26 protein-coding genes are annotated in these 26,586 nt (G+C 61.9%); 10 read left to right on the top strand and 16 right to left on the bottom strand.

What is annotated here, in order from left to right; all coding sequences use genetic code 11:
* Nucleotides 1–73: 73 nt before the first annotated feature.
* Nucleotides 74–421 (bottom strand): hypothetical protein, encoded by a 348-nt coding sequence (locus tag CUJ91_RS29450; protein WP_029967103.1) that lies wholly within the window; start codon nt 419–421, stop codon nt 74–76.
* Nucleotides 422–1,012: 591 nt separating this feature from the next.
* Here CUJ91_RS29450 and CUJ91_RS29445 point away from each other — a divergent pair.
* Nucleotides 1,013–2,383 (top strand): MFS transporter, encoded by a 1,371-nt coding sequence (locus CUJ91_RS29445; RefSeq protein ID WP_114157799.1) that lies wholly within the window; start codon nt 1,013–1,015, stop codon nt 2,381–2,383.
* Between the two features lie 41 nt (nt 2,384–2,424).
* On the opposite strand, the gene CUJ91_RS29440 is transcribed toward CUJ91_RS29445, so the two are convergent.
* Nucleotides 2,425–3,078, bottom strand: coding sequence for a Vgb family protein (locus CUJ91_RS29440; RefSeq protein ID WP_107707031.1), 654 nt, complete (start codon nt 3,076–3,078; stop codon nt 2,425–2,427).
* Nucleotides 3,079–3,087: 9 nt separating this feature from the next.
* The gene (locus CUJ91_RS29435; RefSeq protein WP_114157798.1) at nt 3,088–4,314 is read right to left on the bottom strand and encodes a helix-turn-helix domain-containing protein; all 1,227 of its coding nucleotides are present in this window, start codon (nt 4,312–4,314) and stop codon (nt 3,088–3,090) included.
* A gap of 123 nt (nt 4,315–4,437) precedes the next feature.
* On the opposite strand from CUJ91_RS29435, the gene CUJ91_RS29430 reads away from it, so the two are divergent.
* Genes CUJ91_RS29430 through CUJ91_RS29420 form a run of 3 tightly spaced genes read left to right on the top strand, consistent with a single transcriptional unit; the run spans nt 4,438 to nt 6,591 of the window.
* A complete protein-coding gene (locus CUJ91_RS29430; RefSeq protein WP_029967095.1) occupies nt 4,438–5,205 on the top strand; it encodes a DUF899 domain-containing protein in 768 nt (255 codons plus the stop codon).
* 8 nt (nt 5,206–5,213) lie between these two features.
* On the top strand, nt 5,214–6,041 hold the full coding sequence (locus CUJ91_RS29425; RefSeq protein WP_114157797.1) for a DUF2182 domain-containing protein: 828 nt from the start codon (nt 5,214–5,216) through the stop codon (nt 6,039–6,041).
* A gap of 40 nt (nt 6,042–6,081) precedes the next feature.
* On the top strand, nt 6,082–6,591 hold the full coding sequence (locus tag CUJ91_RS29420; RefSeq protein WP_114157796.1) for a DUF1697 domain-containing protein: 510 nt from the start codon (nt 6,082–6,084) through the stop codon (nt 6,589–6,591).
* Between the two features lie 105 nt (nt 6,592–6,696).
* Here CUJ91_RS29420 and CUJ91_RS29415 read toward each other — a convergent pair whose 3' ends face one another.
* From CUJ91_RS29415 to CUJ91_RS29390, 6 genes are all read right to left on the bottom strand, one after another.
* Nucleotides 6,697–8,436: an ABC transporter substrate-binding protein gene (locus CUJ91_RS29415; RefSeq protein ID WP_006047286.1), complete on the bottom strand. Its 1,740-nt coding sequence runs from the start codon at nt 8,434–8,436 to the stop codon at nt 6,697–6,699.
* A 106-nt stretch (nt 8,437–8,542) separates the two neighbouring features.
* Complete coding sequence (locus tag CUJ91_RS29410; protein ID WP_114157795.1) at nt 8,543–8,824, bottom strand: DUF2160 domain-containing protein; 282 nt, start codon at nt 8,822–8,824, stop codon at nt 8,543–8,545.
* Nucleotides 8,824–9,636: a carbohydrate ABC transporter permease gene (locus CUJ91_RS29405; RefSeq protein WP_006047284.1), complete on the bottom strand. Its 813-nt coding sequence runs from the start codon at nt 9,634–9,636 to the stop codon at nt 8,824–8,826. The genes CUJ91_RS29410 and CUJ91_RS29405 overlap by 1 nt, the downstream gene beginning before the upstream one ends.
* Nucleotides 9,626–10,522: a carbohydrate ABC transporter permease gene (locus tag CUJ91_RS29400; RefSeq protein ID WP_029967086.1), complete on the bottom strand. Its 897-nt coding sequence runs from the start codon at nt 10,520–10,522 to the stop codon at nt 9,626–9,628. The genes CUJ91_RS29405 and CUJ91_RS29400 overlap by 11 nt, the downstream gene beginning before the upstream one ends.
* A complete protein-coding gene (locus CUJ91_RS29395; RefSeq protein ID WP_114157794.1) occupies nt 10,519–11,643 on the bottom strand; it encodes an ABC transporter ATP-binding protein in 1,125 nt (374 codons plus the stop codon). The genes CUJ91_RS29400 and CUJ91_RS29395 overlap by 4 nt, the downstream gene beginning before the upstream one ends.
* The gene (locus CUJ91_RS29390) at nt 11,630–12,724 is read right to left on the bottom strand and encodes an ABC transporter ATP-binding protein (RefSeq protein WP_029967084.1); all 1,095 of its coding nucleotides are present in this window, start codon (nt 12,722–12,724) and stop codon (nt 11,630–11,632) included. The genes CUJ91_RS29395 and CUJ91_RS29390 overlap by 14 nt, the downstream gene beginning before the upstream one ends.
* Before the next feature lie 343 nt (nt 12,725–13,067).
* Between CUJ91_RS29390 and CUJ91_RS29385 the strand changes: the two genes are divergently transcribed.
* The 4 genes from CUJ91_RS29385 to CUJ91_RS29370 all read left to right on the top strand — a co-directional run bounded on the left by CUJ91_RS29385 (nt 13,068) and on the right by CUJ91_RS29370 (nt 17,896).
* Complete coding sequence (locus CUJ91_RS29385) at nt 13,068–15,011, top strand: putative bifunctional diguanylate cyclase/phosphodiesterase (protein WP_114157793.1); 1,944 nt, start codon at nt 13,068–13,070, stop codon at nt 15,009–15,011.
* A 59-nt stretch (nt 15,012–15,070) separates the two neighbouring features.
* Nucleotides 15,071–15,499: a hypothetical protein gene (locus tag CUJ91_RS29380; RefSeq protein WP_114157792.1), complete on the top strand. Its 429-nt coding sequence runs from the start codon at nt 15,071–15,073 to the stop codon at nt 15,497–15,499.
* Nucleotides 15,500–15,624: 125 nt separating this feature from the next.
* On the top strand, nt 15,625–17,313 hold the full coding sequence (locus CUJ91_RS29375; protein WP_114157791.1) for a purple acid phosphatase family protein: 1,689 nt from the start codon (nt 15,625–15,627) through the stop codon (nt 17,311–17,313).
* Nucleotides 17,314–17,455: 142 nt separating this feature from the next.
* Nucleotides 17,456–17,896, top strand: coding sequence for a hypothetical protein (locus CUJ91_RS29370; protein WP_006047277.1), 441 nt, complete (start codon nt 17,456–17,458; stop codon nt 17,894–17,896).
* Nucleotides 17,897–17,988: 92 nt separating this feature from the next.
* Here the strand turns inward: CUJ91_RS29370 and glnQ are convergent, their stop codons facing one another.
* From glnQ to CUJ91_RS29340, 6 genes are all read right to left on the bottom strand, one after another.
* The gene (gene glnQ / locus CUJ91_RS29365) at nt 17,989–18,717 is read right to left on the bottom strand and encodes a glutamine ABC transporter ATP-binding protein GlnQ (protein WP_161966600.1); all 729 of its coding nucleotides are present in this window, start codon (nt 18,715–18,717) and stop codon (nt 17,989–17,991) included.
* Entirely contained in the window at nt 18,714–19,370 is a 657-nt protein-coding gene (glnP, locus tag CUJ91_RS29360) for a glutamine ABC transporter permease GlnP (RefSeq protein ID WP_029967077.1), read from the bottom strand. The genes glnQ and glnP overlap by 4 nt, the downstream gene beginning before the upstream one ends.
* Before the next feature lie 63 nt (nt 19,371–19,433).
* On the bottom strand, nt 19,434–20,186 hold the full coding sequence (glnH, locus tag CUJ91_RS29355) for a glutamine ABC transporter substrate-binding protein GlnH (RefSeq protein WP_114157790.1): 753 nt from the start codon (nt 20,184–20,186) through the stop codon (nt 19,434–19,436).
* A 271-nt stretch (nt 20,187–20,457) separates the two neighbouring features.
* Nucleotides 20,458–21,213, bottom strand: a complete 756-nt coding sequence (locus CUJ91_RS29350; protein ID WP_114157789.1) for an enoyl-CoA hydratase — start codon at nt 21,211–21,213, stop codon at nt 20,458–20,460.
* Complete coding sequence (locus CUJ91_RS29345; protein ID WP_114157788.1) at nt 21,210–22,376, bottom strand: CaiB/BaiF CoA transferase family protein; 1,167 nt, start codon at nt 22,374–22,376, stop codon at nt 21,210–21,212. Before CUJ91_RS29345 ends, CUJ91_RS29350 begins: the two co-directional genes overlap by 4 nt.
* A gap of 145 nt (nt 22,377–22,521) precedes the next feature.
* Nucleotides 22,522–23,409, bottom strand: a complete 888-nt coding sequence (locus CUJ91_RS29340; protein WP_114157787.1) for a LysR family transcriptional regulator — start codon at nt 23,407–23,409, stop codon at nt 22,522–22,524.
* 250 nt (nt 23,410–23,659) lie between these two features.
* Here CUJ91_RS29340 and CUJ91_RS29335 point away from each other — a divergent pair, with 250 nt between their 5' ends.
* Complete coding sequence (locus CUJ91_RS29335) at nt 23,660–24,973, top strand: MFS transporter (RefSeq protein WP_114158100.1); 1,314 nt, start codon at nt 23,660–23,662, stop codon at nt 24,971–24,973.
* Nucleotides 24,974–25,136: 163 nt separating this feature from the next.
* Here CUJ91_RS29335 and CUJ91_RS29330 read toward each other — a convergent pair whose 3' ends face one another.
* Complete coding sequence (locus tag CUJ91_RS29330; protein ID WP_107707020.1) at nt 25,137–25,934, bottom strand: hypothetical protein; 798 nt, start codon at nt 25,932–25,934, stop codon at nt 25,137–25,139.
* Between the two features lie 352 nt (nt 25,935–26,286).
* Between CUJ91_RS29330 and CUJ91_RS29325 the strand changes: the two genes are divergently transcribed.
* Nucleotides 26,287–26,580, top strand: a complete 294-nt coding sequence (locus CUJ91_RS29325) for a DUF1330 domain-containing protein (protein WP_006047268.1) — start codon at nt 26,287–26,289, stop codon at nt 26,578–26,580.
* Nucleotides 26,581–26,586: the final 6 nt, after the last annotated feature.

Here is a 26,586-nt window from a genome sequence, read left to right as displayed (position 1 = left end):
AACGAGGCGGCGTGCAAATGAGGCGGTGCCCATTGGGCCGCACTCGGCCCATGCACCGCCTCGAATGAGTTGCTTAGTGCCAGCCGCTGCCGAGCTTGCTCCATGCATTGGCCGCTGCGTCGGCGCCCGAGAGGCCGCCGGCTGTCGATCCGCCGAAGCCAAAGCCGCCTGCTTGCGACGTGTTGATGTGGCTCGTCGTTGCATTCGTCGTGTTACCCGTGACGCCATAGCCCGAACCGGCCGTGGCGGACGCGTGACCGTTGGCGGCGCCGGCATCGGTGGCGGTGAAGTGGCCGAAGCCGATCACTGCGGCGGTGGTCGAGCCGCCCGACGTCGAGCTCGAAGTGGAGCTTGTACCGGTAGCGAAAGCGGCGACGGAAATGAACGAGAGGACTGCTGCTGCAATAAGGTTGCGTTTCATAATTGATCTCCCATAGGACGCGCGTGGTTATCCCGCTACATCGGCGCGGATATGTAGCAGGTACTGCAAGAAAATTTTTGGATTGACGCCTGTCTTAGGCGTGCGGGCAGCGGGCGAACGTCATGGAGGCAACCCGTGGCAGTCGCGTGATGCAAGTGCACAAGTCGCGGAAGAGTTCGCTGCGAAGAAGTGGTGTTGTCGGGGAAGAAGACAGTGCCGTGTGGTGCCATGTTTAATCGGCACACACAGGTCAGCGTTCGCGCATGTCGGCGCGGCCGTGTCGGCCGCCCGCATGCGGTTTGTATTGGTGTTCATGACTGTCTCCCCGACGCATCTAATGATTGATGCTTGATGTGTTTCTGTTCTTTTGATTTCGTGCTTCTGAGTGGACTTTAGGCAAGAGGGACAGGTTCAACCGTGGGCGAACTAACACATGTGGTCATGCGACTGGGTAACGTCGCGCGCTTTGTGGGCAAGCGCTCAATATCAGCGGCGTGAGGCCAACAATCGGGCGATGCGATGGCAAGCCGGAACCTCCCCCCGCGCGACATGTCAATACAGCAATGTCGCGCATTCAATCGGGGGTGCGAAATGACTGCCACGCAACCAGGGGCGGTGCCCCTCTCCGACGAGGACGCACGGCGCCAACTGCGCCGCGCCGTTATCGCCAGCACGATCGGCACGACGATCGAATGGTATGACTTCTTTCTCTACAGCACGGTAACGGGTCTGGTATTTGCGAAGCTGTACTTTCCGCAATCGGACCCGCTCGTCGGCACACTCCAGGCGTTTCTCATCTACGCGGTCGGCTTTATCGCGAGGCCGGTAGGCGCAGCCATTTTCGGGCATTACGGCGATCGTATCGGCCGCAAAGCCACGCTTATCGTCACGCTGCTGCTGATGGGACTCGCGACCTTCGCCGTCGCGTTTGTTCCGACGTATGCGTCCATCGGAATCTGGGGCGCGGTGATACTCACGGTGCTGCGCTTCATTCAGGGCGTGGGCGTCGGCGGCGAGTGGGGCGGGTCGGTGCTGATGTCGATGGAATGGGCGCGCACCAACGCGCACCGCGGCTTCGTCGCGTCGTGGCCGCAGTTCGGTGTGCCGGCCGGGCTGTTTATCGCGAACCTCGCGGTATTGGCCATGAGCGCTATTGCCGGCGACGCGTTCCTGACCTGGGGCTGGCGCGTGCCGTTCTTCCTGAGCATTGTTCTGGTCGCAATTGGCCTCTACATTCGACTGAACATTCTCGAGACGCCGATCTTCGCGAAGCTCCTCGCGGAACGCAAAATCGAAAAGACGCCGATGCTCGAAGTCATTCGCCGTCAGCCGAAAGACATTCTTCTTTCGGCGATTGCGCGCATGGCTGAACAGGCGCCGTTCTATATCTTCACGGCGTTCGTTTTCACGTATGGCGTAACGACACTCGGCGCGTCTCGCGATCTGCTGTTGACGGCGGTGCTGGTCGCTTCCGTGCTGGAATTCGGCACTATTCCGCTGTTCGGCCATGTGTCGGATCTGATTGGGCGGCGCCGCATGTACATGATCGGCGCGGCCGCGGCGGGCCTCTTCGGCTTTGTTTATTTCGCCATGGTCGACACGCGCGATCCGACGTGGATTTTCGTGGCCATCGTGCTCTCGCTCGTACCGCACTCGATGATGTACGGGCCGCAAGCCGCATTGATCGCCGAGTCGTTCACGGGGCGGCTGCGCTATAGCGGCGCGTCGCTCGGCTATCAACTGGCGTCGGTGATCGCGGGCGGTCCCGCGCCGCTGATCGCAACGGCGCTGTTCGCTTACTATCACTCGGGCTACGCCATTGCCATCTATGTGTTCGTTTGCGGGCTGCTGAGCCTCATTGCTGCATCGCGTCTGGGCGACTACACGAACAAGGACATCTCGCAGGAATACGACGAGCCGCAGTCGATGAGCAGCGGCGATCATGGTCATCGGCATGCGTGAACATGCGGTGCGGCGCAGCATGCCGCACGCCGCGACTGCTGCTATCTGACTTCGCCGGTCTCGCGTTCGGGGCGGCGCACGGCGCGCACTTTTGCGCTATTGCCGCCGCCGCAAAAGAACTGCTCGCCGCCGTCCGACTCGAGACCGGACACGCCGACGCCCGCCGGCATCTCGAGGCTTTCCAGAACTTCGCCGGTACGCGGATCGATGTGACGCAGCTCGCTCGCGTCGTCTTCCCAGGTGCCGTGCCAAAGCTCGCCGTCGACCCACGTGACGCCCGTCACGAAGCGATTCGATTGAATGGTGGACAGCACCGCGCCGGTCTCGGGATCGACCTGATGAATCTTGCGCTCGCGATATTCGCCGACCCACAGCGACCCTTCAGCCCACGCAAGTCCTGAAGCGCCGTTGCCGCCAGGCGCGGGAATCGTCGAGAGTATGCGGCCGCTGGCCGGGTCGATCTTGTGGATGCGGCCTTCGGCGATCTGGTACAGATGCTGGCCGTCGAAGGCCGTGCCCGCGTCGGCGGCGATCTCTATGCTGCGCAGCGTGTCACCGCTCGCGGGATCGAATGCGTTCAGCGTCTTGCCGGCCGCGATCCAGACATGCTGGCCGTCATATGTGACGCCGCCGACTTGCTCGACGTCCGGAAAGGGACCGTATTCACGGATGATGGTGGCGTTTGATCGATTCATGCTGTCATCCTAATTGAGCGCGAGCGGCGCGGAGAGTAACAACGTTGTCGCGAATCCGGATGCGGGCGGCGCCATCCAGCGGCGCGCGCGTCCGCGGCCAAAAGACTGCGCCTTGCCTGCGGCCGCGAGCGAATCGAGTGTGCGCTGAACGGTGCGCTGGCTTGCGCCGAGTGCGAGCGCAAGCGCGGAACTCGACCACGACTCGCCATCGGCGAGCAGTGCGAGCATGGCCGCGTGAGTTTCTTCGACGGGACGCGCGAGCAGCACAACGCGATGCCCGTGACGCGGCATCAACGCAAAGCCGCGCCGCGTTGCACTCACTTCGGCGAGCGCGCCGAGCATCGTGCGCAAGCGGCCCATTTCTACACGCAGGCGCGCGCGATGCGAGTCGTCGGCGTGGCTCGTCCTGAAGGCGCGCGCGATCAACATGTCGCGCGGGACATCGGCGGGCCACGCTTCGGCGAGTTGATACGCGAGATCGAACAGCACGGGCCGCCGCGTCAGCGAGACGATCGCGCCGGTCTTCTGCACGACGTGACGGCATGCGTCGACCACGAGCGCCTCTGACGCGAGCAACGCTTCCACTTCGTCGAGCAGTAAAAGCCGCTCTTCGCCGCTTGCGATCAAACGCGCGGCCGGCAGCTTCAGCGTGTGCGAAGCGCTTTCCACTTCGGCGATCAGCGCGGGAATACGCGCTTCATAGGCGGCCTGTTTCGCGCGTGCGAATGCGACGCGAGCCGCGGCAGTTTGCAAGCGGCGCAGCGCGACGCCTGCCACGACCAGCTCATGCGCGGCCCGCAACGCAGGCGGCAAAGGTGTGGGATCGAGCGCGCCAAGCAGGCGCTCGGCGTCGTCGATATGACCGATCAGCACGAGCCGCCGCACCTCCAGATACGCTGCATGCGCGGCATTGGCGCGGTCGCCGTGGGCTTCGAGAATCGCGCGCGCGTCGCCGAGCGCTTTGGCTGGCCATGCAAGATCGCGCGAGGCGAGGGCGATCTCCGCTTCCGCCACCACGCATCGCGCACGCGCGACGGCTTGCCGGGCGCCGAACGCGCGCGCGGCACTTCGCACGAGCGCCTTCGCCCGAATCAGATCGCCGAGTTGCGCCAGGGCGATGCCGCGAAGGGCGAGCGCCGGCGCGTCGTCGCGCAAGGCGACGCGCTTCAATGCGCCGAGCGGATCACCGGCCGCGAGTGCCTGCGCCGCGGCTTGAATGAGCGGATCGGTCTTCATTGAAATCGCGCCACACTTGTCACTCCCACGGTCAGGAATCCCGGTACTAATCTAGCACGACCGCTAACCAGTACGTCGTATCGAAAGCGATCGAACGACGAAGGAAACCGAACGGAGAGAGCCATGACCACGACACATAAGACCGGGACACGCGAAGAATGGCTGGCCGCGCGCCTCGATCTGCTCAACGCGGAAAAAGAATTGACGCGGCGCAGCGACGAGATCGCGCGGCAACGCCAGGAATTGCCCTGGGTTCGCGTCGACAAGACGTATCGATTTGAAACCGAGCAAGGCAGTGCAACGCTTGCCGATCTGTTTGCAGGACGCTCGCAGCTTCTCGTTTATCACTTCATGTTCGGGCCGGACTACAAGGCGGGCTGCCCGTCGTGCTCGTCGATTGCGGACGGATTCGACGGCTTCGAGGTTCATCTCGCGAATCACGACGTGAGGCTGATGGCGATTTCGCGCGCCCCGCTTGCAAAGCTCCAGGAATACAAGCGGCGCATGGGATGGACATTTCCGTGGGCGTCGTCGGCGGGCAGCGACTTCAACTTCGACTTCAACATCTCGTTCACCGAGCAGCAGCAGCGCGAGGGCACCGTCGAATATAACTATCAGCGCGGCCGTCACGCAATGGACGCCGTGCCGGCGCCGGAGCCCGTCGCTCAGTTTGCGGAGACTTGCGGAACCGACCCGTCGACGTATGCGCGCGACCGGCCAGGACTCAGCGCGTTCGTGCTCGAAGACGGCCACGTGTACCACACGTACTCGACTTATGCGCGCGGACTCGACGGACTGTGGGGCATGTACCAATGGCTCGACCGCGCGCCGAAAGGGCGCAACGAGACGGGCATCTGGTGGCGCCGTCACGACGAATACGAGAAGCGCTGAGGCGCGTGATGGACCTCGTTAGCGTCGGCGAAAGCGGCGCGCGATGCTCTGCGCGCGCTGTTTTCTACAGCGTCTGCGGCTTGCTGTTCGCGATCAGTGCGGGCGCGACCATCGCGGCTTGCCTGTCGATGTCGGCAATGGGCGAGTTGCCGATGCGCGGCGGCTGGAGCATGTCGATGATGTGGATGCCCATGTGCGGAAAGACGTGGCTGCGCGTCGCGGCATCGTTCGTCGGCATGTGGATCGCGATGATGACCGCGATGATGCTGCCTTCCGTCGCGCCTGTGTTGTGGCGTTATCGCGAAGCGCTCTGTAGTGTGACGCACGCGCGGGCGCCCGCGCTCACATGGCTGACCTGGCTCGCAGGCATCGGCTATTTCGCCGTATGGACTGCGTTGGGCGCGGTGGTGTTCGCGCTCGGCGCAGCCTTCGTCGAACTTCAAATGCAGGTGCCGGCGCTTTCGCATGCTGTGCCCGTTATAGCCGGTGTAATGGTGCTGCTCGCAGGCGCGTTGCAATCCTCCGCATGGAAGGCGCATTATCTCGACTGCTGCCAACAGCCACAGGAATGCGGCCACGCTGCATTGCCGCTGCGTTCCGATGCCGCGTTACGATACGGCCTGCGTCTCGGGCTTCATTGCTGCTATTGCTGCGCGAGCTTCACCGCGGTGCTCGTCGCGATCGGCGTGATGGATCTTCTTGCGATGGCCGCGCTTACTGTGGCGATCACGCTCGAGCGTCTCGCGCCGCGTGGTCCGCTTGTCGCGCGAGGTATTGGGTATTCAATCGTCGGCATGGGTTTGCTGATGATCGCGCGAGCCGCTTCGCTCATGTAAAAGCATTCGTTGCAACGCTCAATAAAACAGAAACGAACTGATGACCCGATATATCGCTCTGCTGCGCGCCGTGAATGTCGGCGGCACCGGCAAACTGCCAATGGCTGAATTGCGAAGCATGTGCGAGTCCGTTGGCTTCACGAATGTCCGCACGTATATTGCGAGCGGCAATGTCGTGTTCGACAGCAAGCTTGCCGAAGCGTCGGTGAAGAGCCGGCTCGAGCGTTGTCTCGAAGCGTATGCGGGCAAGCCGGTCGGCGTCGCGGTGCGCACGAGCGCGGAACTTGCGCAAATACTCGCGGCGAATCCGTTCAAGTCGGCCCCAGCGAATCGTACGGTCGCGATCTTTCTCGACGCACCGCCGCCCGCCGATGCACTCGCTCACGCAAGCGGCCAGCGCGACGAAGAAATGGCGCTCGGCACGCGCGAGATTTACGTGCACTACAACAACGGAATGGCCGACACGAAGCTCAAAATTCCCGCAGCCAAAACGGGAACCGCGCGCAACATGAACACGGTTGCAAAGCTAGTCGAGATGGCGAACGAGTAGCTTAAAGTCTTCAATCGGCGCTAATAAGAAAGGAAAGGGCGGCACAATCAATCGTGCCGCCCTTTCACAAACTGACTGCGGATTGCCGATCGCAACGTTAGCCGCTTACCGCACCTTGCCCGCCTTCCACGCCGACAGCAACTGATCGTACTTGACCGTCTCGCCCTTCGGCTTTTCGTTGGCGAGCTTCTTCCACGGCGCGTGCTGATCGGACAACCACTTCGACGGATCGCTTGCCGCATTCATCTCCGGCGCGCATGCCTTCATGCCGGCTCTCTGCAAGCGCGACAACACCTGGTCCATCTCCTTGGCGAGGTTATCCATTGCGGCCTGTGGCGTCTTTTCTCCAGCGACTGCGGTGCCCACGTTCTTCCACCAGAGCTGCGCCATCTTCGGATAGTCCGGCACATTGTTGCCGGTCGGCGTCCACGCGACGCGTGCCGGGCTACGATAGAACTCGATCAGACCGCCGTACTTGTCCGCGTTCTTCGTGAAGTAGTCGCTATGAATATCGGAGTCGCGAATGAACGTGAGACCGACAATCGACTTCTTCAGCGACACGCTCTTCGACGTCACGAACTGCGCATACAGCCATGCGGCGGCGCGCTGATTGGCCGGCGTCGACTTGAAGAAGGTCCACGAGCCGACGTCCTGATAGCCGTTCTGCATGCCGTCCTTCCAGTACGCGCCGTGCGGCGACGGCGCCATGCGCCACTTCGGCGTGCCGTCCGGGTTCGTCACGTTGCCGGGTTTCAACATCGACGCGGTGAACGCGGTGTACCAGAACACCTGCTGCGCGATCTTCCCTTGCGCGGGCACGGGGCCGGCCTCGCTGAAGGTCATGCCGGACGCTTCGGGCGGCGCGTATTTCTTGAGCCAGTCGATGTATTTGGTCGTCGCATAGACGGCCGCCGGGCTGTTGGTGCCGCCGCCGCGCGACACCGATGCGCCAACCGGATGGCAACCGTCCGGCGTCACGCGAATGCCCCATTCGTCGACGGGCATGCCGTTCGGAATGCCCTTATCGGCTTCGCCCGCCATTGAAAGCCATGCGTCGGTAAAGCGCCATCCGAGCGACGGGTCTTTCTTGCCGTAGTCCATATGGCCGTAGACTTTTTCGCCGTCGATGTTCTTCACGTCATTCGTAAAGAACTCGGCGATGTCTTCATACGCGGACCAGTTCACCGGCACGCCCAGCTCATAGCCGTACTTCGCCTTGAACTTGTCCTGCAGGTCCTTGCGGGCGAACCAGTCCGCGCGGAACCAGTAAAGATTGGCGAACTGCTGATCGGGCAGTTGATAGAGCTTCTTGTCCGGCGCGGTCGTAAAGCTGGTGCCGATAAAGTCTTTGATATCGAGCCCAGGATTCGTGTATTGCTTGCCTTCACCCTCCATGTAATCGGACAGCGGGATGATGACGCCATAGCGATAGTGCGTGCCGATCAGATCGGAGTCCGAGATCCACCCATCGTAAATGCTTTGCCCGGATTGCATCGACGTCTGCAATTTTTCGACGACATCGCCTTCCTGAATGATGTCGTGCTTCACCTGAATGCCGGTGATTTCAGTGAAGGCCTTCGCGAGCGTTTTGGATTCGTAGATATGCGTGTCGATCGTTTCCGACACGACGTGAATTTCCTTGACGCCTTGCGACTTCAGTTTGTTCGCGGTGTCGACGAACCATTTCATTTCGTCCATCTGCTGCTGTTTCGAGAGCGTGCTAGGTTGAAACTCGCTATCGACCCACTTCTGCGCTTCAGGTATGCCCGCCATAGCCTGGTTCCCAAAGGCACCCGACACGATGCTTGCCACTGCGAGCGCGACGATCCGTCTCCTCTGTTGCATGGTCTTCTCCTGTGTCCTTCGTGCCCCTTCGATCTTTCCGGCGCCCGCTTGGGGCATCAGCGGAACCGGCAATTGCGAGTGCTCATTGCGTGCGTTTCGTTTCTATTCAACCTTTCCACATGATCGCGAGCAGAACCAGTAGCGAAGCCAGCGAGCCCGGCCACGAAGTCGAGCCTTCGGCGCTAATGCCGATCCACGCGAGATTCACATACGCGGCCGCGAGCAGGCCGATAAAAAGGCGATCGCCGCGCGTGGTCGCGATAGGCAGAAAGCCCTTGCGTTCATGCGTCGGCGAGCGCAGTTCCCACACGGTCATGCCGGCCAGCATCATGACGATGCAGACGAAGAAGATCGCCACCTCGGGCGTCCAGTACATCCACGTGAACATCAGACTCTCCCCATCGCGAAGCCCTTCGCGATGTAGTTGCGCACGAAGTAGATCACCAGCGCGCCAGGCACGATGGTCAGCACGCCCGCCGCCGACAGCACGCCCCAATCCATGCCGGCCGCCGATACGGTGCGCGTCATCACGGCCGCAATCGGCTTCGCGTTGACGGATGTCAGCGTGCGCGCGAGCAGCAGTTCGACCCAACTGAACATGAAGCAGAAAAACGCCGTAACGCCGACGCCCGATTTGATCAGCGGCAGAAAGATCTTCACGAAGAAAGCAGGGAACGTATAGCCGTCGATGTACGCGGTCTCGTCGATTTCCCGCGACACGCCCGACATGAAGCCTTCGAGAATCCACACGGCGAGCGGCACGTTGAACAGCATGTGCGCGAGCGCGACGGCGATATACGTGTCCGTTAGACCGACACTCGAATAGAGCTGGAAAAACGGTAGTAAAAACACGGCGGGCGGCGTCATCCGGTTGGTGAGCAGCCAGAAGAACATGTGCTTGTCGCCGAGAAAGCGATAGCGCGAGAACGCGTAAGCGGCGGGCAGCGCGACGAGCACGGACATCACCGTGTTCATCAGCACGTAGATGATCGAGTTGATGTAGCCCCAGTACCAGGAGGGATCGGTGAAGATGATCTTGTAGTTGTCGAACGTGATGTGCTGCGGCAGCGTGGCGAACGTCGACATGGTTTCTTCGTTCGTGCGCAGCGAGATCGACAACATCCAGTAAAGCGGAATCAGTGCGAACAGCATATAGACGACGAGCACCAACGTGCGCATCCAGCGGCGCTTATCCTGCATGTTCGTCTCCTTCCGCAGCGGGGCCGCCTTTGCCTACACGGCTCATCCAGTTATAGAGAATGAAGCACAGCAGCAGAATGATGAGGAAATAGATCAGCGAGAAAGCCGCGGCGGGGCCGAGGTCGAACTGGCCGACCGCTTTTTGCGTCAGGTACTGGCTGAGAAAAGTTGTCGAATCGCCGGGGCCGCCGCCCGTCAACACGAACGGTTCGGTGTAGATCATGAAGCTGTCCATGAACCGCAGCAGCACGGCGATCATCAGCACGCCGCGCATTTTCGGCAGTTCGATGTAGCGGAAAACCGCGAAGCGGCTCGCGCCGTCAATTTCGGCGGCCTGATAGAACGCATCGGGAATGGCGCGCAAGCCCGCGTAGCACAGCAGCGCGACGAGCGGCGTCCAGTGCCAGATGTCCATCACCAGCACGGTGATCCATGCGGCCGTGGGGCTTGCCGTGTAGTTGTAATCGAAGCCGAGGCTATTGAGCCAGTAACCGAGCAGGCCGATATCCGGGCGCCCAAAAATCTGCCAGATCGTGCCGACGACGTTCCATGGAATCAGCAACGGCATGGCGAGCACGACGAGCGCCGCCGATGCGCGCCATCCGGAAGCCGGCATCGAAAGCGCGAGGCCCACGCCCAACGGAATCTCGAACAGCAGCACGCAAGCGGAAAAGATGATCTGTCTGCCGAGCGCGTCGCGCAAATCGGGATCGGTCATGATGTTGCGAAACCATTCGGTGCCGACGAACACATGCTGCGTCGGACTAATGATGTCCTGCACCGAATAGTTGACGACCGTCATCAGCGGCAAGATCGCGGAAAAGGCCACGCAGATGAACACGGGTATTACGAGCAGCCACGCTTTCTGATTGACGGGCTTGTTCATTGCGCGGCTCCTTCTGCGTTACGTGCATCGATTCTTTCGTCATTGCAGAAGAACACCGTTTCTGGCGCGGCCACGCGCAGCCAGGCGGGCCCGTTCACCACGCGCACATGCGGCTCGAGTTTCGCGTTGAAGAGATGGCCGTCGCATTGCGCGGTCACGAGTTGATAGTTGCCGAGTTGCTGCGCGCGCAGCACCTCGACTTTGACGGCGCCGGCTTCGCCTTCGTGGGCGAGCCGCACGAACTCGGGGCGAATGCCCAATGTAAGCGGGCTCTTTGCCTGCTGATGCGCGTCGCCCAGCGCCGCGAGGGTGGCGGCGCCGAGCGTGAGACGCTGTGAGCCGATCCGCGCGCCGTCGGTGTCGAGTTCGATCGGGCAAAGATTCATACCCGGACTGCCGATGAAGTAGCCGACAAACGCATGATCCGGCCGCAGAAACAGCGCATCGGCGCCGCCTTTCTGCACGACGCGGCCGTTGGTCATGACGACGACTTCATCGGCGAAAGTGAGCGCCTCGACCTGATCGTGCGTGACGTAGATCAGCGTGAGCTTCAGTTGCTGATGGATCTTTTTCAACTGCCGGCGCAGCATCCATTTCATCGCCGGATCGATCACGGTCAGCGGTTCGTCGAACAGAATCGCCGCGACGTCCTGGCGAACGAGGCCGCGCCCAAGCGATATTTTCTGCTTTGCGTCGGCCGCGAGATTGCTGGCCTTGTGCGGCAGATCGCGCGTCATGTCGAGAATTTCCGCGACTTCGTGCACGCGCTTTTTCACTTCGGCGGCGGGCATCCTGCGGTTGCGCAGCGGAAACGCGAGGTTGTCGAACACGGTCATCGTGTCGTAGATCACCGGGAACTGGAACACCTGCGCGATGTTGCGCTCGCGTGCGCCGAGCGCGGTCACGTCGCGTCCGTCGAACAGCACCTTGCCCTCGGACGGTTTGACGAGGCCCGACACGATATTGAGCAGCGTGGTCTTGCCGCAGCCCGACGGCCCGAGCAGCGCATAAGCGCCGCCGTCTTCCCACACCATGCTCATGGGCTGCAGCGCGTAGTCGTCGAGTGTCGCGGGCTTCGGACGATACGCGTGCGCGAGATTCTGGAACTCAATGCGCGCCATGAGCGGCCTCCGGGCTCGATACCAGTTTCGTATCCGCGCCGAACACGAACAGTTCGTCAGGGTCGATGAAAACGTTGAGTTCGGTGCCGAGCTCGATCTGATGCACGCCCTGCAACTGCGCGACGAGGTCGATGCCGCCCGTCAGCGTGCGCAAATGCAGATAGGTTTCCGAGCCGCTCAACTCGGCCAGTTCGAGCCGGCAGGGAACAGCGACTGCATGCGGCGCTTTCGCGTGAAGGCGCAAGTGCCCTGGCCGTATGCCGATGCGGCATGCGCCGTTCGCAGCGGTGCCTTGCCGGAGCGGAACGTCGACGCCGATCGGCAGACGCGCGCGGCCGTTGCCGTTGAGCTCGCTCGTCAGCATGTTCATCGGCGGATCGTTGAAGACGGCTGCTGCATCCACGTTGACCGGCGCGTTGTAGACGTCGAGCGTCGGACCGAATTGCAGCACGCGGCCTTTGTCGATGATCGCGGTATAGCCGCCGAGCAGCAGCGCTTCGAGCGGCTCGGTGGTGGCATAGACCACGGTCGTCTTGCCGTCCGCGAAAAGCGTGGTCAACTCCATGCGCAATTCCTCGCGCAGCTTGTAGTCGAGATTCACGAGAGGTTCGTCGAGCAGCACGAGCGACGTGCGCTTCACGAGCGCACGCGCGAGTGCGCAGCGCTGCTGTTGACCACCCGACAGTTCGCTCGGCCGCCGCTCGAGCAGATGCTCGATATGCAGTTTCCCCGCGACCTCGAGCACGCGCCGGCGAATTTCCGCCGAATCGGTCTTCTGCAACTGGAGCGGCGACGCGATGTTCTGGAACACGGTCATCGCCGGATAATTGATGAACTGCTGATAGACCATCGCCAGATTGCGCTGGCGCACGCTGACGCCTGTCACGTCCTGGCCGTCCACCAGCACGCGGCCCGCGTTCGGCCTGTCCAGTCCCGCCATCACGCGCATCAGCGTGGTCTTTCCCGCCTGGGTCGGACCGAGCAGCACATTGATAGCGCCTGGCACAAGACGCAAATCCACGCCGTACAGATACGGTTGCCCGCCAGAAACGACACTGACTTGCTCCAGTTCCAGGACCAAATTGTTCTCCTTTCAGGCGCGCGCGATGCGACCGTCAAACCGCAGCTTGACGATGGCATCGATTGGGTTGCACTTTTATTACACGCAGCAGACAGAATTTCCCTTTTGTTGGTTTGCGTTTAAATCGGGGTTAACCTTACGAAAGGCCGAAATAGAGAATCTCGTCGATACGGGTCTCCGTAAAGGGCCTACCAAGCCGTTTTCTGTCGGGCATATACCCAGCAAGTGGGAAAGCGGATTCGCGCCACTATTTGGCGGAATTAACCTTTTGCCGAACGTTTACGTGATAATCGGTACGCACGCTGCCGGTTTCGAACCACTAACCACTAAAAATGCGCGGGTCATGGCTTTTAGCGAACCAAGGTCTCCATTTTTCCGGTGGCTCGTGTCTTCGGCTCAGAATCTGAGCGCGGAGAACCGCCAGATACTTCTCGCCAATCTTTTCACACGCACCGCGTCCATCGTCTTCGCATCCATCTGCGAAATCAGCGTCTGCGCGACCGCTTACTATCTGCACCCGAGCTTGCTGTATGCGACGTGGACGGGCGCCGTTGTCGCGCTGCTGATCGTGCGGCTCGCGCTCATCTGGTCGTGCCGCCGCCGCAGCGCACTGGGTCTGCCCACACCTACCGCCGCCTTCCTGTTTGCAAGCGTTCTGTGGAGCGCGTTGTTCGGCCTGGGCGCTTTGCTGTGCAACATCAGCGGAGACGCAACGCTTTTCCTGCTTGGCAATGTTTGCGCGGTCGGCGTTGTCGGCGGACTCGCGGGACGCAATGCGGCCACGCCGCGGCTCGTGATGCTGCAGATCGTCTTCATCATCGGTTTGCTGGGCGTCGGCGCGGCGCTGTCGCCGGGCTCCGGAAAACTCGTGCTTCTGTTTCAGGCGCCGTTTTGCGCCGCCGGTTTTCTCACGGTTGCGCTGCGCAGTAATCGCGATACGGTTGCGCTGCTGCTCGCGCGCGAAAGCAGTCAGCGGCTCGCGCATCACGACAGCCTCACCGGCTTGCCGAATCGTGCGCGCATCAACGAACTGCTGTTCGAGCGCACGGCGGTCAGCGCGGCGCAGCGCGACGGATTGTTCGCTGTTCTATTGATCGACCTCGACGGCTTCAAGGCGATCAACGACAGTCTCGGCCACGCCGCGGGCGACCAGATTCTTCAGGAAGCCGCGGTTCGCCTGCGTGAAGTGATGCCGGCCACCGACATCGTCGGACGCCTGGCCGGCGACGAGTTCGTGGTGATCTCGGAAGCGCCCGAGCCGTCCCGCGATGTGCGGCTCATCGCGGACAGCATCGTCAAGACGCTGGCGCGCCCCTTCGTGCTGACGGAAGCGCTCGTGCATATCGGCGCGAGCGTGGGCGTGGCGCTGTACCCCGAGCACGCGTGCACGGGTCCGCAATTGCTGATTTGCGCCGACCGCGCGTTGTACGCGGTCAAGCGCAGCGGCAAGAGCGCTTATCTGATTTTCGACGCACACGAACATGTCTCCGACGAAAGCCTGAGCCTGTTGCGCAGCGACCTGGAAGGCGCGTTGCGCACGTTCATCGGACTGCGCATGGAGTATCAGCCGATCCTGGACCTCGCGGGCGGCGAAGTGACGGGCCGCGAAGCGCTGATTCGCTGGACGCATCCGACGCGCGGCGAGCTCTCGCCGTCCGCTTTCATTCCGACTGCCGAACGTACCGGGCTGATACTCGCGCTCGGCGAGTGGGCGTTGCTGCAGTCGTGCAAGGAAGCGGTCATGTGGTGCGACAAGGTGCCGGTCGCGGTCAACGTGTCGCCGGTGCAATTGCGCGAGGAGGCGTTTGCGTCGATCGTGGCGGGCGTGCTTCGCAAGACGCGGCTTCCGCCCGAGCGCCTGAACATCGAGGTGACGGAGACAGTGCTTCTGAACGACGACGTGGTGACCCGGCGCAACATCTCGCGGCTGCGTGCATTGGGCATCGGTCTTGCGCTCGACGATTTCGGCACCGGCTTTTCGACCATGTCGACACTCGTGCGCTTCACGTTCGACAAGCTCAAAATCGACAGCTCGTTCGTGAAGGAGTCAGTGCATCGGCGCGAATCCGCGGCAGTGGTGCGAGGGATCGTCGCATTGGCGCGCGAGATCGGCATGCCGACCACGGCCGAAGGCATCGAAACCCAGGAGCAGCTCGATTTCGTGCGGCGCTCCGGCTGCACGCATGCGCAAGGCTTCCTGCTTGGCAGACCGGTGCAAGGCTGTGAGATCGCGCGTATCGACGACAAGCTGCCCGTGCAGTCCGTGCGCTCCGTGAACCAGTCCTGAGCCACGGCCTGTATTGCAAACGCGAGGGTTCTTATCCAACAGCGAACGGCGAGGCAAATGTGGATTCGACCTTGAAATTCCAGCTACGGCTTACCGTATCGCCGGAACTTGCCGATGCGCTGCGCACCGACCCTTCGGGCGCGGCGCACGCGGAACTGCAGCGTATCTTGCATCGGCATGATGCGACGCTGAAATGCCAGTACGACGCATTCGCGGACTACGTGAGCGAGGCCGAGCGGCTCGGCACCGAGAAGTACTCGCTCTATCAGTGGACGCGCGAAACGATCCGGAATCCGGAGAAGAAAGCAAAGTACCTGCGATCGTTCACGGTCTATGTGAAGGGCGAGCAGATCTACGACAAGCAGATCGCCGATGCGATGGAGAACGAACTATTGAAACTCGCCAGCGTAGACAGCCCGCGCGGCATTGAAAGCGTTTCGAAGTTCGACACCAATCCCGCGAATAGTCCGCAGCCGCCAAAGCGTTAGCCGCTTGCGCATCATTTTCCCGTCGCTTGCTCATTAGCGGTTAGCCCTTTTCATTCAACTGTCACCGTTTCGCGACTAGGATCACTGGTCAAAGCCGCCAGTCCTTCCTATCCACAAACACAGACATGTCGAATACAAAGAACGCTAATGCCTCGCCAGCCGATCAGGGCGCATCCATCGTTTCGCGTCGCGGGTTTCTGAAGTTCGCGGGCGCATCGGGTCTTGCCGGCGCGGCCAACGCGCTGTCGACGGCACGCGCCGCGAGTAGCACGCCGGACGGCACGCCCGAGCAGATCCATCTGACGTGGGGCAACGATCCTTCGAGCGACGTCACCGTGTCGTGGACGTCGCTCGCGGCTGCCGTGAAGCCGCATCTGCGCATTGGCCGCATCGGCGACGCGAAGCACATCGTGCATGGCGTGCAGACCACTTACACCGACGGCCTGAACGGCGACGTCGTGTTCAGCTATCACGCGCGCCTGCGCGACCTGAAGCCCGACACGAGCTATGAATACGAGGTCACGGCCGAGAACGACAGCAATGCCGCGCAGCCTTTCACCGGCAGTTTCCGCACCGCGCCGCGCGGCCGCGCGCCGTTCCGCTTCACGAGCTATGGCGATCTCGCGACGCCGAACACCGGCTGGGTGCTGTCGTCGCCGCAAAGCCGCTTCGCGGTGCAGGCCGTGGAGCGCTTTCAGCCGCTGTTTCATCTGCTCAACGGCGACCTGTGCTATGCGAACCTGAACCCGACGCAACAGCCGCAAGTGTGGCGCGACTTCGGCAACAACTGCCAGAACTCGGCGGCGAATCGTCCGTGGATGCCGTGCCCCGGCAACCATGAAATCGAATTCCATAACGGCGAGCAAGGCTTCGCGTCGTATCTCGCGCGTTATGCGCTGCCCGACAATCACACGCGTTTTCAGGGCCGCTGGTACAGCTTCCGCGTAAGCTCGGTGCTGTTCATTTCGCTCGATGCCGACGACGTCGTCTATCAGGACGCCGCCGCCTTCGTCGCCGGACCGGCCCCGCTCGTGCCGGCCGCAAGCACCGGCAATCCGCCGATCCAGCCAGGCACCTCGTTTTATGTGCGAGGCTACAGCGATGGCGAACAGACGCGCTGGCTCGAAAAGACACTGCGCCACGCGGCCGACGATCACGGCATCGACTGGATCGTCGTGCAGATGCACCAGGACGCGCTGAGTTCGTCGAAGACAGGCAACGGTTCCGACAAAGGCATTCGGGAGGCGTGGCTGCCGCTCTTCGACCGCTACGGCGTGGACCTCGTGCTGTGCGGCCACGATCACGACTACGAGCGCAGCTACCCCGTGCGCGGCTGCAATCACCACAAGGGCACCGACATCGCCACGGGCCATCCGGTCGATACCTTGCAGCCAAAGCCGGTGATGTCGGCGATCTCTGCGGGCGCGTCCACGTTCGATACGAGCCAGGGCACGATCCACCTGATCCTCGGCGGCGGCGGCACGAGCGCGCCGCTCGATGTCTATGGCGTCGATGCAGGCACCGGACTGCCGCAAGCGCGCATCTTCACGCGGCCGAATCGTCCGGTGCCGGGCACGACCGCGGGCACCTTCGTTCGTGCGAGCGCCGATGCCGTCGAAGATGCGATCTGGTCCGCGCAACGCGATACGGGCACGGGCTACGGCATCGCCGTGTTCGATCACGATCCGGGTCACGCGGGCGGCGAGACGACGATCACGATGAACTACTACCATGCGCCCGGCGCCGATCAGACGCCGACCGCGAACTACGAATTGTTCGAAACGATCGAGCTAAAAAAGAAGCGCAAGCGCTGAGGCGGGCGGACAGTAAAAAGGTAAAAATGACGGCGCTACATCATTTGTTACACGTCTTACCGGTAAGCCGTGCAGTGGTTACAGAGGGCTTTCATGTCACCGGTTATACTCGGCGCCGTCTCGTAAAAACCAAAGACCTTTTATGTCCAGAAAAATCCTCCAGATTGTGGCTGTCGCGGCGCTCGCGAGCGCGGCTTCCTTGTCGGCTGTGGCCGGCGACATGAACAATGCGCTGGGCGGCGCGCTCGGTGGCGTTGCGGGTGCGGCACTGGGCGGCGCGGTCGGCGGCAGCACGGGTGCCGTGATCGGCGGCGCCGTGGGCGGCGGCGCGGGCGGCGCAGTGACGTCGAACCGCCGTGAGCGCACGGGTGCGATCGTCGGCGGCGCGCTGGGCGGCGGTGCGGGCACGGCGGCCGGCAATGCAATGGGCGGCCGTGGCGGCGGCCTCGTCGGCGCAGCCCTGGGTGGCGGCGCGGGCGCGGCGCTCGGCGGCAACATCTCGCGCTCGAACTCGTATTCCGACGACTATTCGCGCGGTTATCGTTCGGGCAAGAAGCGTCATAAGCATCGCCACTACGACTAAGCAGCACGCAGTAGCGTAGTGCGGTGAAGGCCGCGAAAGCCTGGTGCGCCGCGCGAGCGGCGCTTGCTTCGGCGAATCGAGGCCGGGCTTTTTCAGCCGACGTGCTTCAAAAAGTCCTTCAAGCGCGGCGTGGGCGGGTTGTCGATCAGCTCGCCCGGCGCGCCATCTTCCGCGATGCCGCCGTTGTCCATGAACAACAGGCGCGTACCGACACGCTTCGCGAAGCCGATCTCGTGCGTGACGACAATCATCGTCATGCCCTCCGTCGCGAGATCCTGCATGACCTTCAGCACTTCATGACGAAGCTCGGGATCGAGTGCCGAAGTCGGCTCGTCGAACAGCATTAGCTTCGGCCTGATCGCCAGGGCGCGCGCAATTGCGACGCGCTGCTGCTGCCCGCCGGACAACTCGGACGGATAGTGATTCGCGCGCGATTCGAGCCCGACCTTGTCGAGCAGCGCCATTGCCTGATCGCGCGCTTCGGCTCGCGATGCGCCGCGCACCTGAATCGGGCCGAACATCACGTTTTCGAGCGCGGTCATCTGCGGAAACAGGTTGAACTGCTGAAACACCATGCCCGCTTCCAGACGGATCGCGCGGATGTCAGACGCATTGCCTTTCACGCTCAAGCCGTCCACGAGCAGTTCGCCGCCGCTGATTTTTTCGAGTGCGTTAATGCAGCGGAGCATGGTCGACTTACCCGAGCCCGACGGCCCGACGACCACCACGACTTCCGAACTCTCGATGCGAAGATTGATGTCGTTGAGCACCGGCAGATGGCCGAAGCTCTTTGAGACGCGCTGAAATTCGATCATGCTCATAGAATTCGCATCCTTCTTTCGACGACGCGCAGCGACAGCGTCATGACACCGGTCAGGACCAGATAAATGACCGCGACGGCGGACCAGATTTCCACCGCGCGAAAGTTGCCGGCGATGATCTCCTGACCCTTGCGCGTCAGTTCCCCGACGCCGATCACGATAAACAGCGACGTGTCCTTCAAGCTGACGATGCACTGATTGCCCAATGGCGGAATCAGGCGTCGAAATGCGAGCGGCCCGATGATCTTCATCAGCACGCGCGGCGTCGAGAGTCCCATCGCGAGGCCCGCTTCCATCAAGCCCTTCGGGATCGACAGCAACGCTCCGCGCACCACCTCAGCAAGATAGGCACCCGAATTCACCGTAATGGCGATGATGGCGGCGGTCAGCCCGTCGATTCGCAAATGCGCAAGCAACGGCAACGCGAAGTAGAGAAACATCACCTGAACCACAATCGGTGTGCCGCGTATCAGTTCGACGTAAACCTGCGCAATCACGTTTAGCGCAAGCGGGCCGTAGGCGCGGCATGTGCCCGCCACGACACCGACGATAAAGCCGCCGATCAAGCCCACGAAGGCGATGAATACAGTCAGCTCCACGCCGTCTATCAGATCTGGAAGCGCACTCCAGATAACTGTCCAATCGAATTCCACGAACCGCTCCTTAGGTGTGCGTCTGCCGCGCGGCGGGAACTGCCGCACGGGACGTCGCAACGATTACGATTTGGGCGGCTCGGAGCCGAACCACTTCTTGTACAGCGTCGCATAGCGGCCGTCGGCCTTCATCTTCGCGAGTTCCGCGTTGACGCTCGCGACGAGCGGACTGCCCTTCGGAAAGCCGATGCCGTACTTGTCGCCGCTCACCGGCGTGCCGGCGACCTTGACCTTGCCTTTACCGGCCGTGCTCGCGAAATACAGCACGTTGGGCGTGTCGTGCATCGCGGCGTCGACGCGGCCCGCTTCGAGCGCTAGGTACGCCTGGTCGATGTTCGGGAACTGGCGGATTTCCTTCGGCTTCAGATGCGCCTTGATCCAGTCGATAGTGGCCGTGCCTGTTTTCGCCGCGATCACCTTGCCGTTCAGATCGTCGATGGACCGGATGCTCGTGTTGCCGCTTTGGACCATCGCGGCGAGGCCGCTGTCGTAGTACGGGTCGGAGAAGTCGATGGCTTTCCTGCGCTCCTCCTTGATCGTCATGCCCGACAGCGCGACGTCGATATTTTGCGTCTGCAACGCGGGAATCAGGCCGCTGAAATCCATCGGCTGGACCTTGTATTTCCAGCCCAGGTCTTTCGCGATTTCGGCCCACAGGTCCAGGTCGAAGCCGACGTACTTGTCGCCCTGCTTGAATTCGAACGGCATGAACGACGTGTCCGTGCCGACCACGAGTTCTTTGGTGTCCGCGCGGGCGAGCGCGCTGCCGAATAGCGCGGCCGCAACGAGGGACATGAGGAAGACGCGACGTACCATGATTTTCTCCGCATTGATTGACGATGAACACGCGTTGTGTCTACAACATGCGGTGTTCCGTCGGCATAAGCGACAACATATGTTGTCAATGCGGATACTACGACATCAAAAAGTTTGGCAACAGGAATTTTTGTCGATGAAAACCCTGGCGTGACGCCACGTGCCCGGCGCGGTGGACGCTCGTGCGAAACAAAGGCATAAAAAAAGCGCCGCTGTTGCGGCGCCTCGAGCGAGTCTCTTATGCGAAGGTATCGCGACTGCGGCTACGCCGTCATGACTTCGACGTGAACGCCGCGACCGCTTCCCTGAAACGGCTGCTGCCGTAGACGCTTTCGATCAGATCCTCGTCGTCGAGCCGCTGATCGATCACGATGCGGCGCAGGCTCTCTTTCACCGCGTGCTGCGTGACGGGCGAAAGCGCAATCAAACGTTGCGCGAGCGAGTGCGCCGCTTCCTGCAATGCGTCTCGCCCGCAGATTTCGTGCACGTATCCGCACGCGAGCGCTTCGTCGGCGCTCAGATAGTCGGCGAGCATCAGCATCTTCTTCACGCGAGGTGTGCCGAAGGCTGCCTGAAGCCGCGCGATATTGCGCGACGACAGCGTGTTCGACAGCGTCTTCGCAATCGGTGCGCCGAAGCGCGAAGCGTCGGTGCACACGCGAAAATCGCAGGCCGTCGCGAGCGCGAGACCGCCGCCCACCGCCCAGCCGTCTATCACCGCAATGGTCGGCATGGTAATTCGCTCGATAGTGTCGATCACGCGCTCGACGAACGCTTCGTATGCGAGCCCATCGCGGCCGTCGCGGAAGTCCTTGAAATAGCCGATGTCCGTGCCGGAAATGAACGACTTGCCGCCTGCGCCGCGCAGCAGAATGCAGCGCACGTCGTCGTTCGCTTCGCATTGCGCCACGAGTGCAAGCAGCGACTCGTACATGTCGAGCGTCATCGCGTTGTGCCGCTCGGGTCTGTCTATGAGGATTTCCGCCGCGCCCGAAGCGTGAACGGTCAGACGAACCGGTTCGCTCATGACGCGGCTCCGTTGATTTCGGCGAAGATCTCGTCGTTGTGCTCGCCGAGCAGCGGCGGATGGCGGCGCACGGTCGGCGGCGTGCCGAGCAGTTTGACCGGAAAGCCGATGTTCTTGACCTTGCCCTCGTTCGGGTGGTCGATCTCCATGCACATGTTGCGATGCTGCGCGTGCTCGCTTGCAAATGCTTCGGGATACGAAAGAATTGGTCCTGCGGGGATGCCGGCCGCGAGCAGCAGATCGACCCATTCGCTGCTGTCGCGCTTGCCGAACTCCTGTTCCAGCACTTCGATCATCGCCTCGCGATTTTTCAGTCGCAGCGACACGCTCGCGTAATCCGCGTGATTGATCAGATCGTGCCGATCCAGCGTTTCGCACAGCCGGGTCCATAGCTTCTGGTTGGTTGCGCCCATCACGAAGTAACCGTCGCGTGCCTTCACGGCCTGATAGGGTGCGCTCATCTTGTTGCTCGTGCCGAGCGGTGTCGGCGGGACGCCGGTGCCCCAATAGTCGGACATGTCCCAGATCGAGAAGGCCATGATCGAATCGAACAGCGACGCGTCGATATGCTGGCCTTCACCGCTTCGCTGCGCGCCGATATACGCCGACAGCAGACCGAACACCGCGAACATCGCACAGCCGATATCCGCGACCGGAACGCCGGCTTTCACGGGCTTGCCGCCTTTGTAGCCCGTCACGCTCATCACGCCCGACATGGCCTGCGCCATCAGATCGAAGCCGGGCCGCGACGCCCACGGCCCGCTTTGCCCGAAGCCGGAAATGCTCACATAGACGATCTTTGGATTGATCGCCTTGATGGACTCGTAATCGATCCGCAAACGCTGCACGACGCCCGGCCGATAGTTCTCGACGATGACATCCGCGGTTTTCGCGAGCTTGTAGAACATCTCGCGCCCTTCGTCGCTTTTCAGATCGAGCGTGACGGAGCGCTTATTGCGGTTGAGGTTGAGAAAACCCATGCTGTCGGGGCCTTTCATCTTGAAGCCCATCGAACTGCGCGTCTGGTCGCCCTCGGGCGGCTCGACCTTGATGACGTCCGCGCCGAGGTCGGCCAGCATCATGCAGGCGAACGGCCCCGCCATGACCTGGCTCACGTCGAGCACGCGTATGCCTTGCAGCGGTAGATGCGTTGATTGCGTCATGTCGGGCTTCCTCCTGGTCGGTGAGTCATGTTGTGACTCCACTGTCGCCGGGCAGAAGCGTTGCCGCAAGAATCGCCGCGTCATGGCTGGTTTCGCGGATCGCGAAACCGTCGCGCGCGTGTGCTCCAGCTAGACCGCTAGACTGCTAGGCACCCGCCAGCAACTCCGCGACGACGTTGCGCAGCGTTTGCTCCTGCGCGTGCCCTTCGACGCAGGACAGCACGTAACTGCGCCGCGACCAGTCTCCGTCGAGTTCGACCGATGCGAGCGATGCCTCGGGATGAAAGCTCTGCAACACATCAGGCGGCATGAAGCCGACGCCTAAGCCGTGACGCACCATCGCGAGCATGGTGTCGAAGCCGTTGACGGTCAGGTTGTCCGGAAACAGCCGGCCGCGGCTGCGATACGCGCGCTCCACGGCGGACAGGACGGCCGAGCCCTTGCCGAGGCTCACAATGGGAAGATCGAGAATATCGTCGATGCCCACTGGTCCATTGCCGAATTCAAAATGCGCGCGGCTATAAACCAGCACGAGGCGATCTTCTCGATACGCGCATTTGTCCAGATCGAGAAAGCCGCTTTTCTTCTCGTAGATGCCGACATCGATCACTTTGTCGCGCAGCAGTTGCTGCACGATCTTGCTGTTTTCCTCGACGATTTTCAGCGCGATGCGCGGATACTTGCGCTGAATCCCGGCGATTTCACGCGCCAGAAACTGAATGACGACTGCCTTCGGTGCACCGATGATGATGCGCCCTTCGAGCCCATGATTGAGCGCCTGTGCATCGCCTTCCATGCGATCAATCAGGTTGTCGATCTGCCGAACGTACTCGATCAGCTTCGCGCCCGACTCGGTGATTTCCGCGCCGTGCGGCACGCGTTGGAAGAGCTTCGCGCCGAGTTGCTCTTCGAGATCCGACACGCGCCGCGATGCCGCCGCGACTGCCAGGTTCAGCTTGTCCGCGGCGCGCGAGATGCTGCCTTCTTCCGCAATGGCAAGGATCAGCCGGACAGTTGTCGTGTCGAATTTCACTTGGTCTCCAATGGGTATTCAACGATGAGTCGGTGCATGCGCCGCCCGCTAGTTTAGTGCGTCGCGAACCGCGGCAATAACGAAAACGCTATCACGGCATGCGGTTTCGACATTGGAGCTCTCGCGCCTGCATCCGTACACTTGTCCTTCAGCACCTGCATACAAGTGCCGCGCTCTGCGGCACGATGCATATCGACAACGACGAATGGCCTTTATCAACGTTCATGGCCATCTGGACGGAGACACGATTTTGGACAAGCCCACTGGTTCGCTCACGGCCGCCGCGGTGCGGCCCGCTCGCCTCAATTTCCGCTGGCATGTGCTTATCTGGCTGCTGATCGGCGGGATCATCAACTACATGGACCGTGCGAGTCTTTCGATCGCAGCGCCGGGCATGATTGCAGAACTCGGACTGACTCGCACGCAAATCGGCCTGCTCGGCAGTGTGTTTGCGTGGACCTATGCCGTCATGCAATTGCCGGCCGGCTGGGTGATTGACCGCTTCGGCGCAAAGCGCGCTTACGCACTCGCGATGATCTGGTGGAGCGTCGCCACATGGCTCACTGGCGTGGTCGGTTCCATTTCGGGGCTACTGGTCATGCGCGCGTTGCTCGCGGTCGGCGAGGCGCCGTGCTGGCCGACATCCGCGAAAATTACCGCTGCATGGTTTCCCGCGAAGGAGCGAGGATTCGCGACGGGCGTGTGGGACTCGTCTTCGAAATGGGGACCGGCCATTGCACCGGCTCTACTCGTCGCGTTGATGGTCGCATTCGGCTGGCGCTCGCTCTTTCATGTGACAGGCGCGGTGGGTGTTGCCTTCGCGTTGCTGTTCCTGATGCTGTATCGCAACCCCGTGGACAGCAAGCGTCTTTCGAAAGATGAACGCGAGTACATCGAGGCGGGCGGCGGCGGGCATGAACGCTCGCTCGCCAATTCATCGCTACGGTGGCGTTCGCTATTCGCGCGACGCAGCGTGTGGGGCATGATTCTCGGCTACTTCTGCACGATCTGGCTGTGGAATATTTTCCTCGTGTTCTTGCCGCTCTATCTACTCGACCGCTTTCATATTTCGTTCGCACAGCTTGGCGTGTATGCGGGTATTCCGTGGGCAGGCGGCGCGCTGGGCGAGATTGCCATCGGCTATCTGGCGAAGAAGATGGTCGACCGCGAGATCGCTTCGCCGATTGCCGCAAAGCGTCTGTTGATTGCATGCTGCGCGGTGGGCGCCGCTGTATGCGCGATTGCGTTGCCGTTTAGCCATACGTTGAACGTGACGCTTGCACTCTTCACCGTCGGGCTGGCGTTCATTGCGGCCGTGGTGGGTTCCGCGTGGGCGCTCGCGGCGGACATCGCGCCTTCGTCGATGATCGCCTCCGTCAGCGCGATCCAGAACTTCGGCGGCTATTTCGGCGGCGCGTTTTCGCCGGTCGTCGCGGGATTTATTGTCGACCGCACCGGCTCGTATGCGCTGGCGTTTATTTCAGGCGGCGCGATTGCGGGGTGCGCGGCGCTGTTCTACTGGTTCATGGCTCGCGAACCGATTGTCGATGATGCGGTTGCGTGAGCGGTAGCGCGGCGATAACCACTGGAATGTGGGCAGTTCGCCGTTGCGGGGATTACGGAGTCGTGAAGGCGCTCGATGCGTGTGGGCGCGAGTGGATGGGATCGGGAGAACGCATATCTGCCGAATTCCATCCAGACGCGCGAGCGTACAACGCGCTCCGCGTCTACTGCGTGCCCGGCTGCTTTTGCGCGCCGGACGCGGGCGCCACTCGTGCCGATTCCTTGACCAGTTGATCGGTCATCGCGTCCGCGACCGGGTTCGAACTGCGGCGATTGAGTTCGACCGGAGCGGTCGGCGGCGGCGGGGGCAATGACGGATCGAGTTTCGCCGACTCGCGCACGAGCAGTTCCGTCATCAACGCACCAACGTCACTTGAACCGCGGCGGCGCAGGTCATCGTGACCACGCGAATCTTCGGCAGCGCGCTGCGCGGTCTTCGATCTGGTGTTGTTTGCGTGTTGCGGTTGTTGCCCTTGTTGCGGCGGTTGTACCTGCTGCTGCGTTTGCACGGGTTGCTGCGCTTGCACCGGTTGCTGCTGTATCGGCTGCGTCGGTTGCTGAACCTGCGGGAGCTGCGCCTGCGTTTGCATGTCCGCCGCGGGCACGTTCGCGACGCTGGTGTTCGGAACGCCCTGCAACGCCGGTGCCGCCGGCAGCGCAGGCTGCGGCGCAACGGTCGGGGTCGGAGCCGGCGACGGCCGCACGTCCACGCGGCTCACCTTCGTGCCGCCAGGCGCGTTGCTATTAGCCTTCGCCGATGTCTCCGGCGACGCCGGGCGAGCAATGCTGCCCGCAATCACGTGGGTCTCGGCAGGGCGCGAATCGGTAATCTCGGGTGCGGTCAGCGCGGCCTCGGGCGCGGCAGCCGACTTCTTTTCCTCGCGCGGATAGAGCAAATAGGCGCAGATCACCAGGTCAGCCAGCACAAGGCCGATGATCAACGTCTTTCCGGTATTGGTCATATCTAAAACTGAATCTTCATCGAAAGGCACAGGTTCATGATAAACGACGACTCGTTGCCTTACCGCGAACAGCGGTCGCTGCGTTTCAAACACGAGCGGCCAGCCATCGACACGTCGCGTGGATCGCAGGGAAGAGTTTCCATACAAGTTGGCCGTTTGTCATGCGCCGTGGTTCAACTTTTTGGGCCATCTTTTTCGGACATGTGGCGCGATTCGCAGGGCAAACATTCGGATCGGCCCGCCGCGCCGATAGTCCTTTACGCAATAGGGCCATGACTGGCCGCCGCGTATTCTCCGGGGCGTTCTCTGTTACGCTCCTGCATTCATGACCGTCACTAACGAGGAGCGTCAAATGAGCAAGGGGTATTGGGTCACCACGTATCGCAAGATCAACGATCCGTCGAAGCTGGCCGCCTACGGTCAGTTGGCCGGGCCGGCAGTAGCGGCTGCGGGCGGCAAGTTCCTCGTGCGCGGCGTCGCGGACGAAGTTCATGAGCAGGGCTTGAAGGAGCGGACGGTGGTGATCGAGTTTCCGTCGTATGAAGATGCAGTCGCAGCGTATTCACGCGACGACTACAAGAAAGCGCTCGACGCTTTGGGCGACGCAGTAGAACGCGATCTGCGCATTGTGCGCGGCGCGGAATAAGCACAA

Source organism: Paraburkholderia graminis (genome assembly GCF_003330785.1).
GTDB lineage: Bacteria > Pseudomonadota > Gammaproteobacteria > Burkholderiales > Burkholderiaceae > Paraburkholderia > Paraburkholderia graminis.
This window is presented reverse-complemented; position numbering and strand designations above follow the sequence as displayed.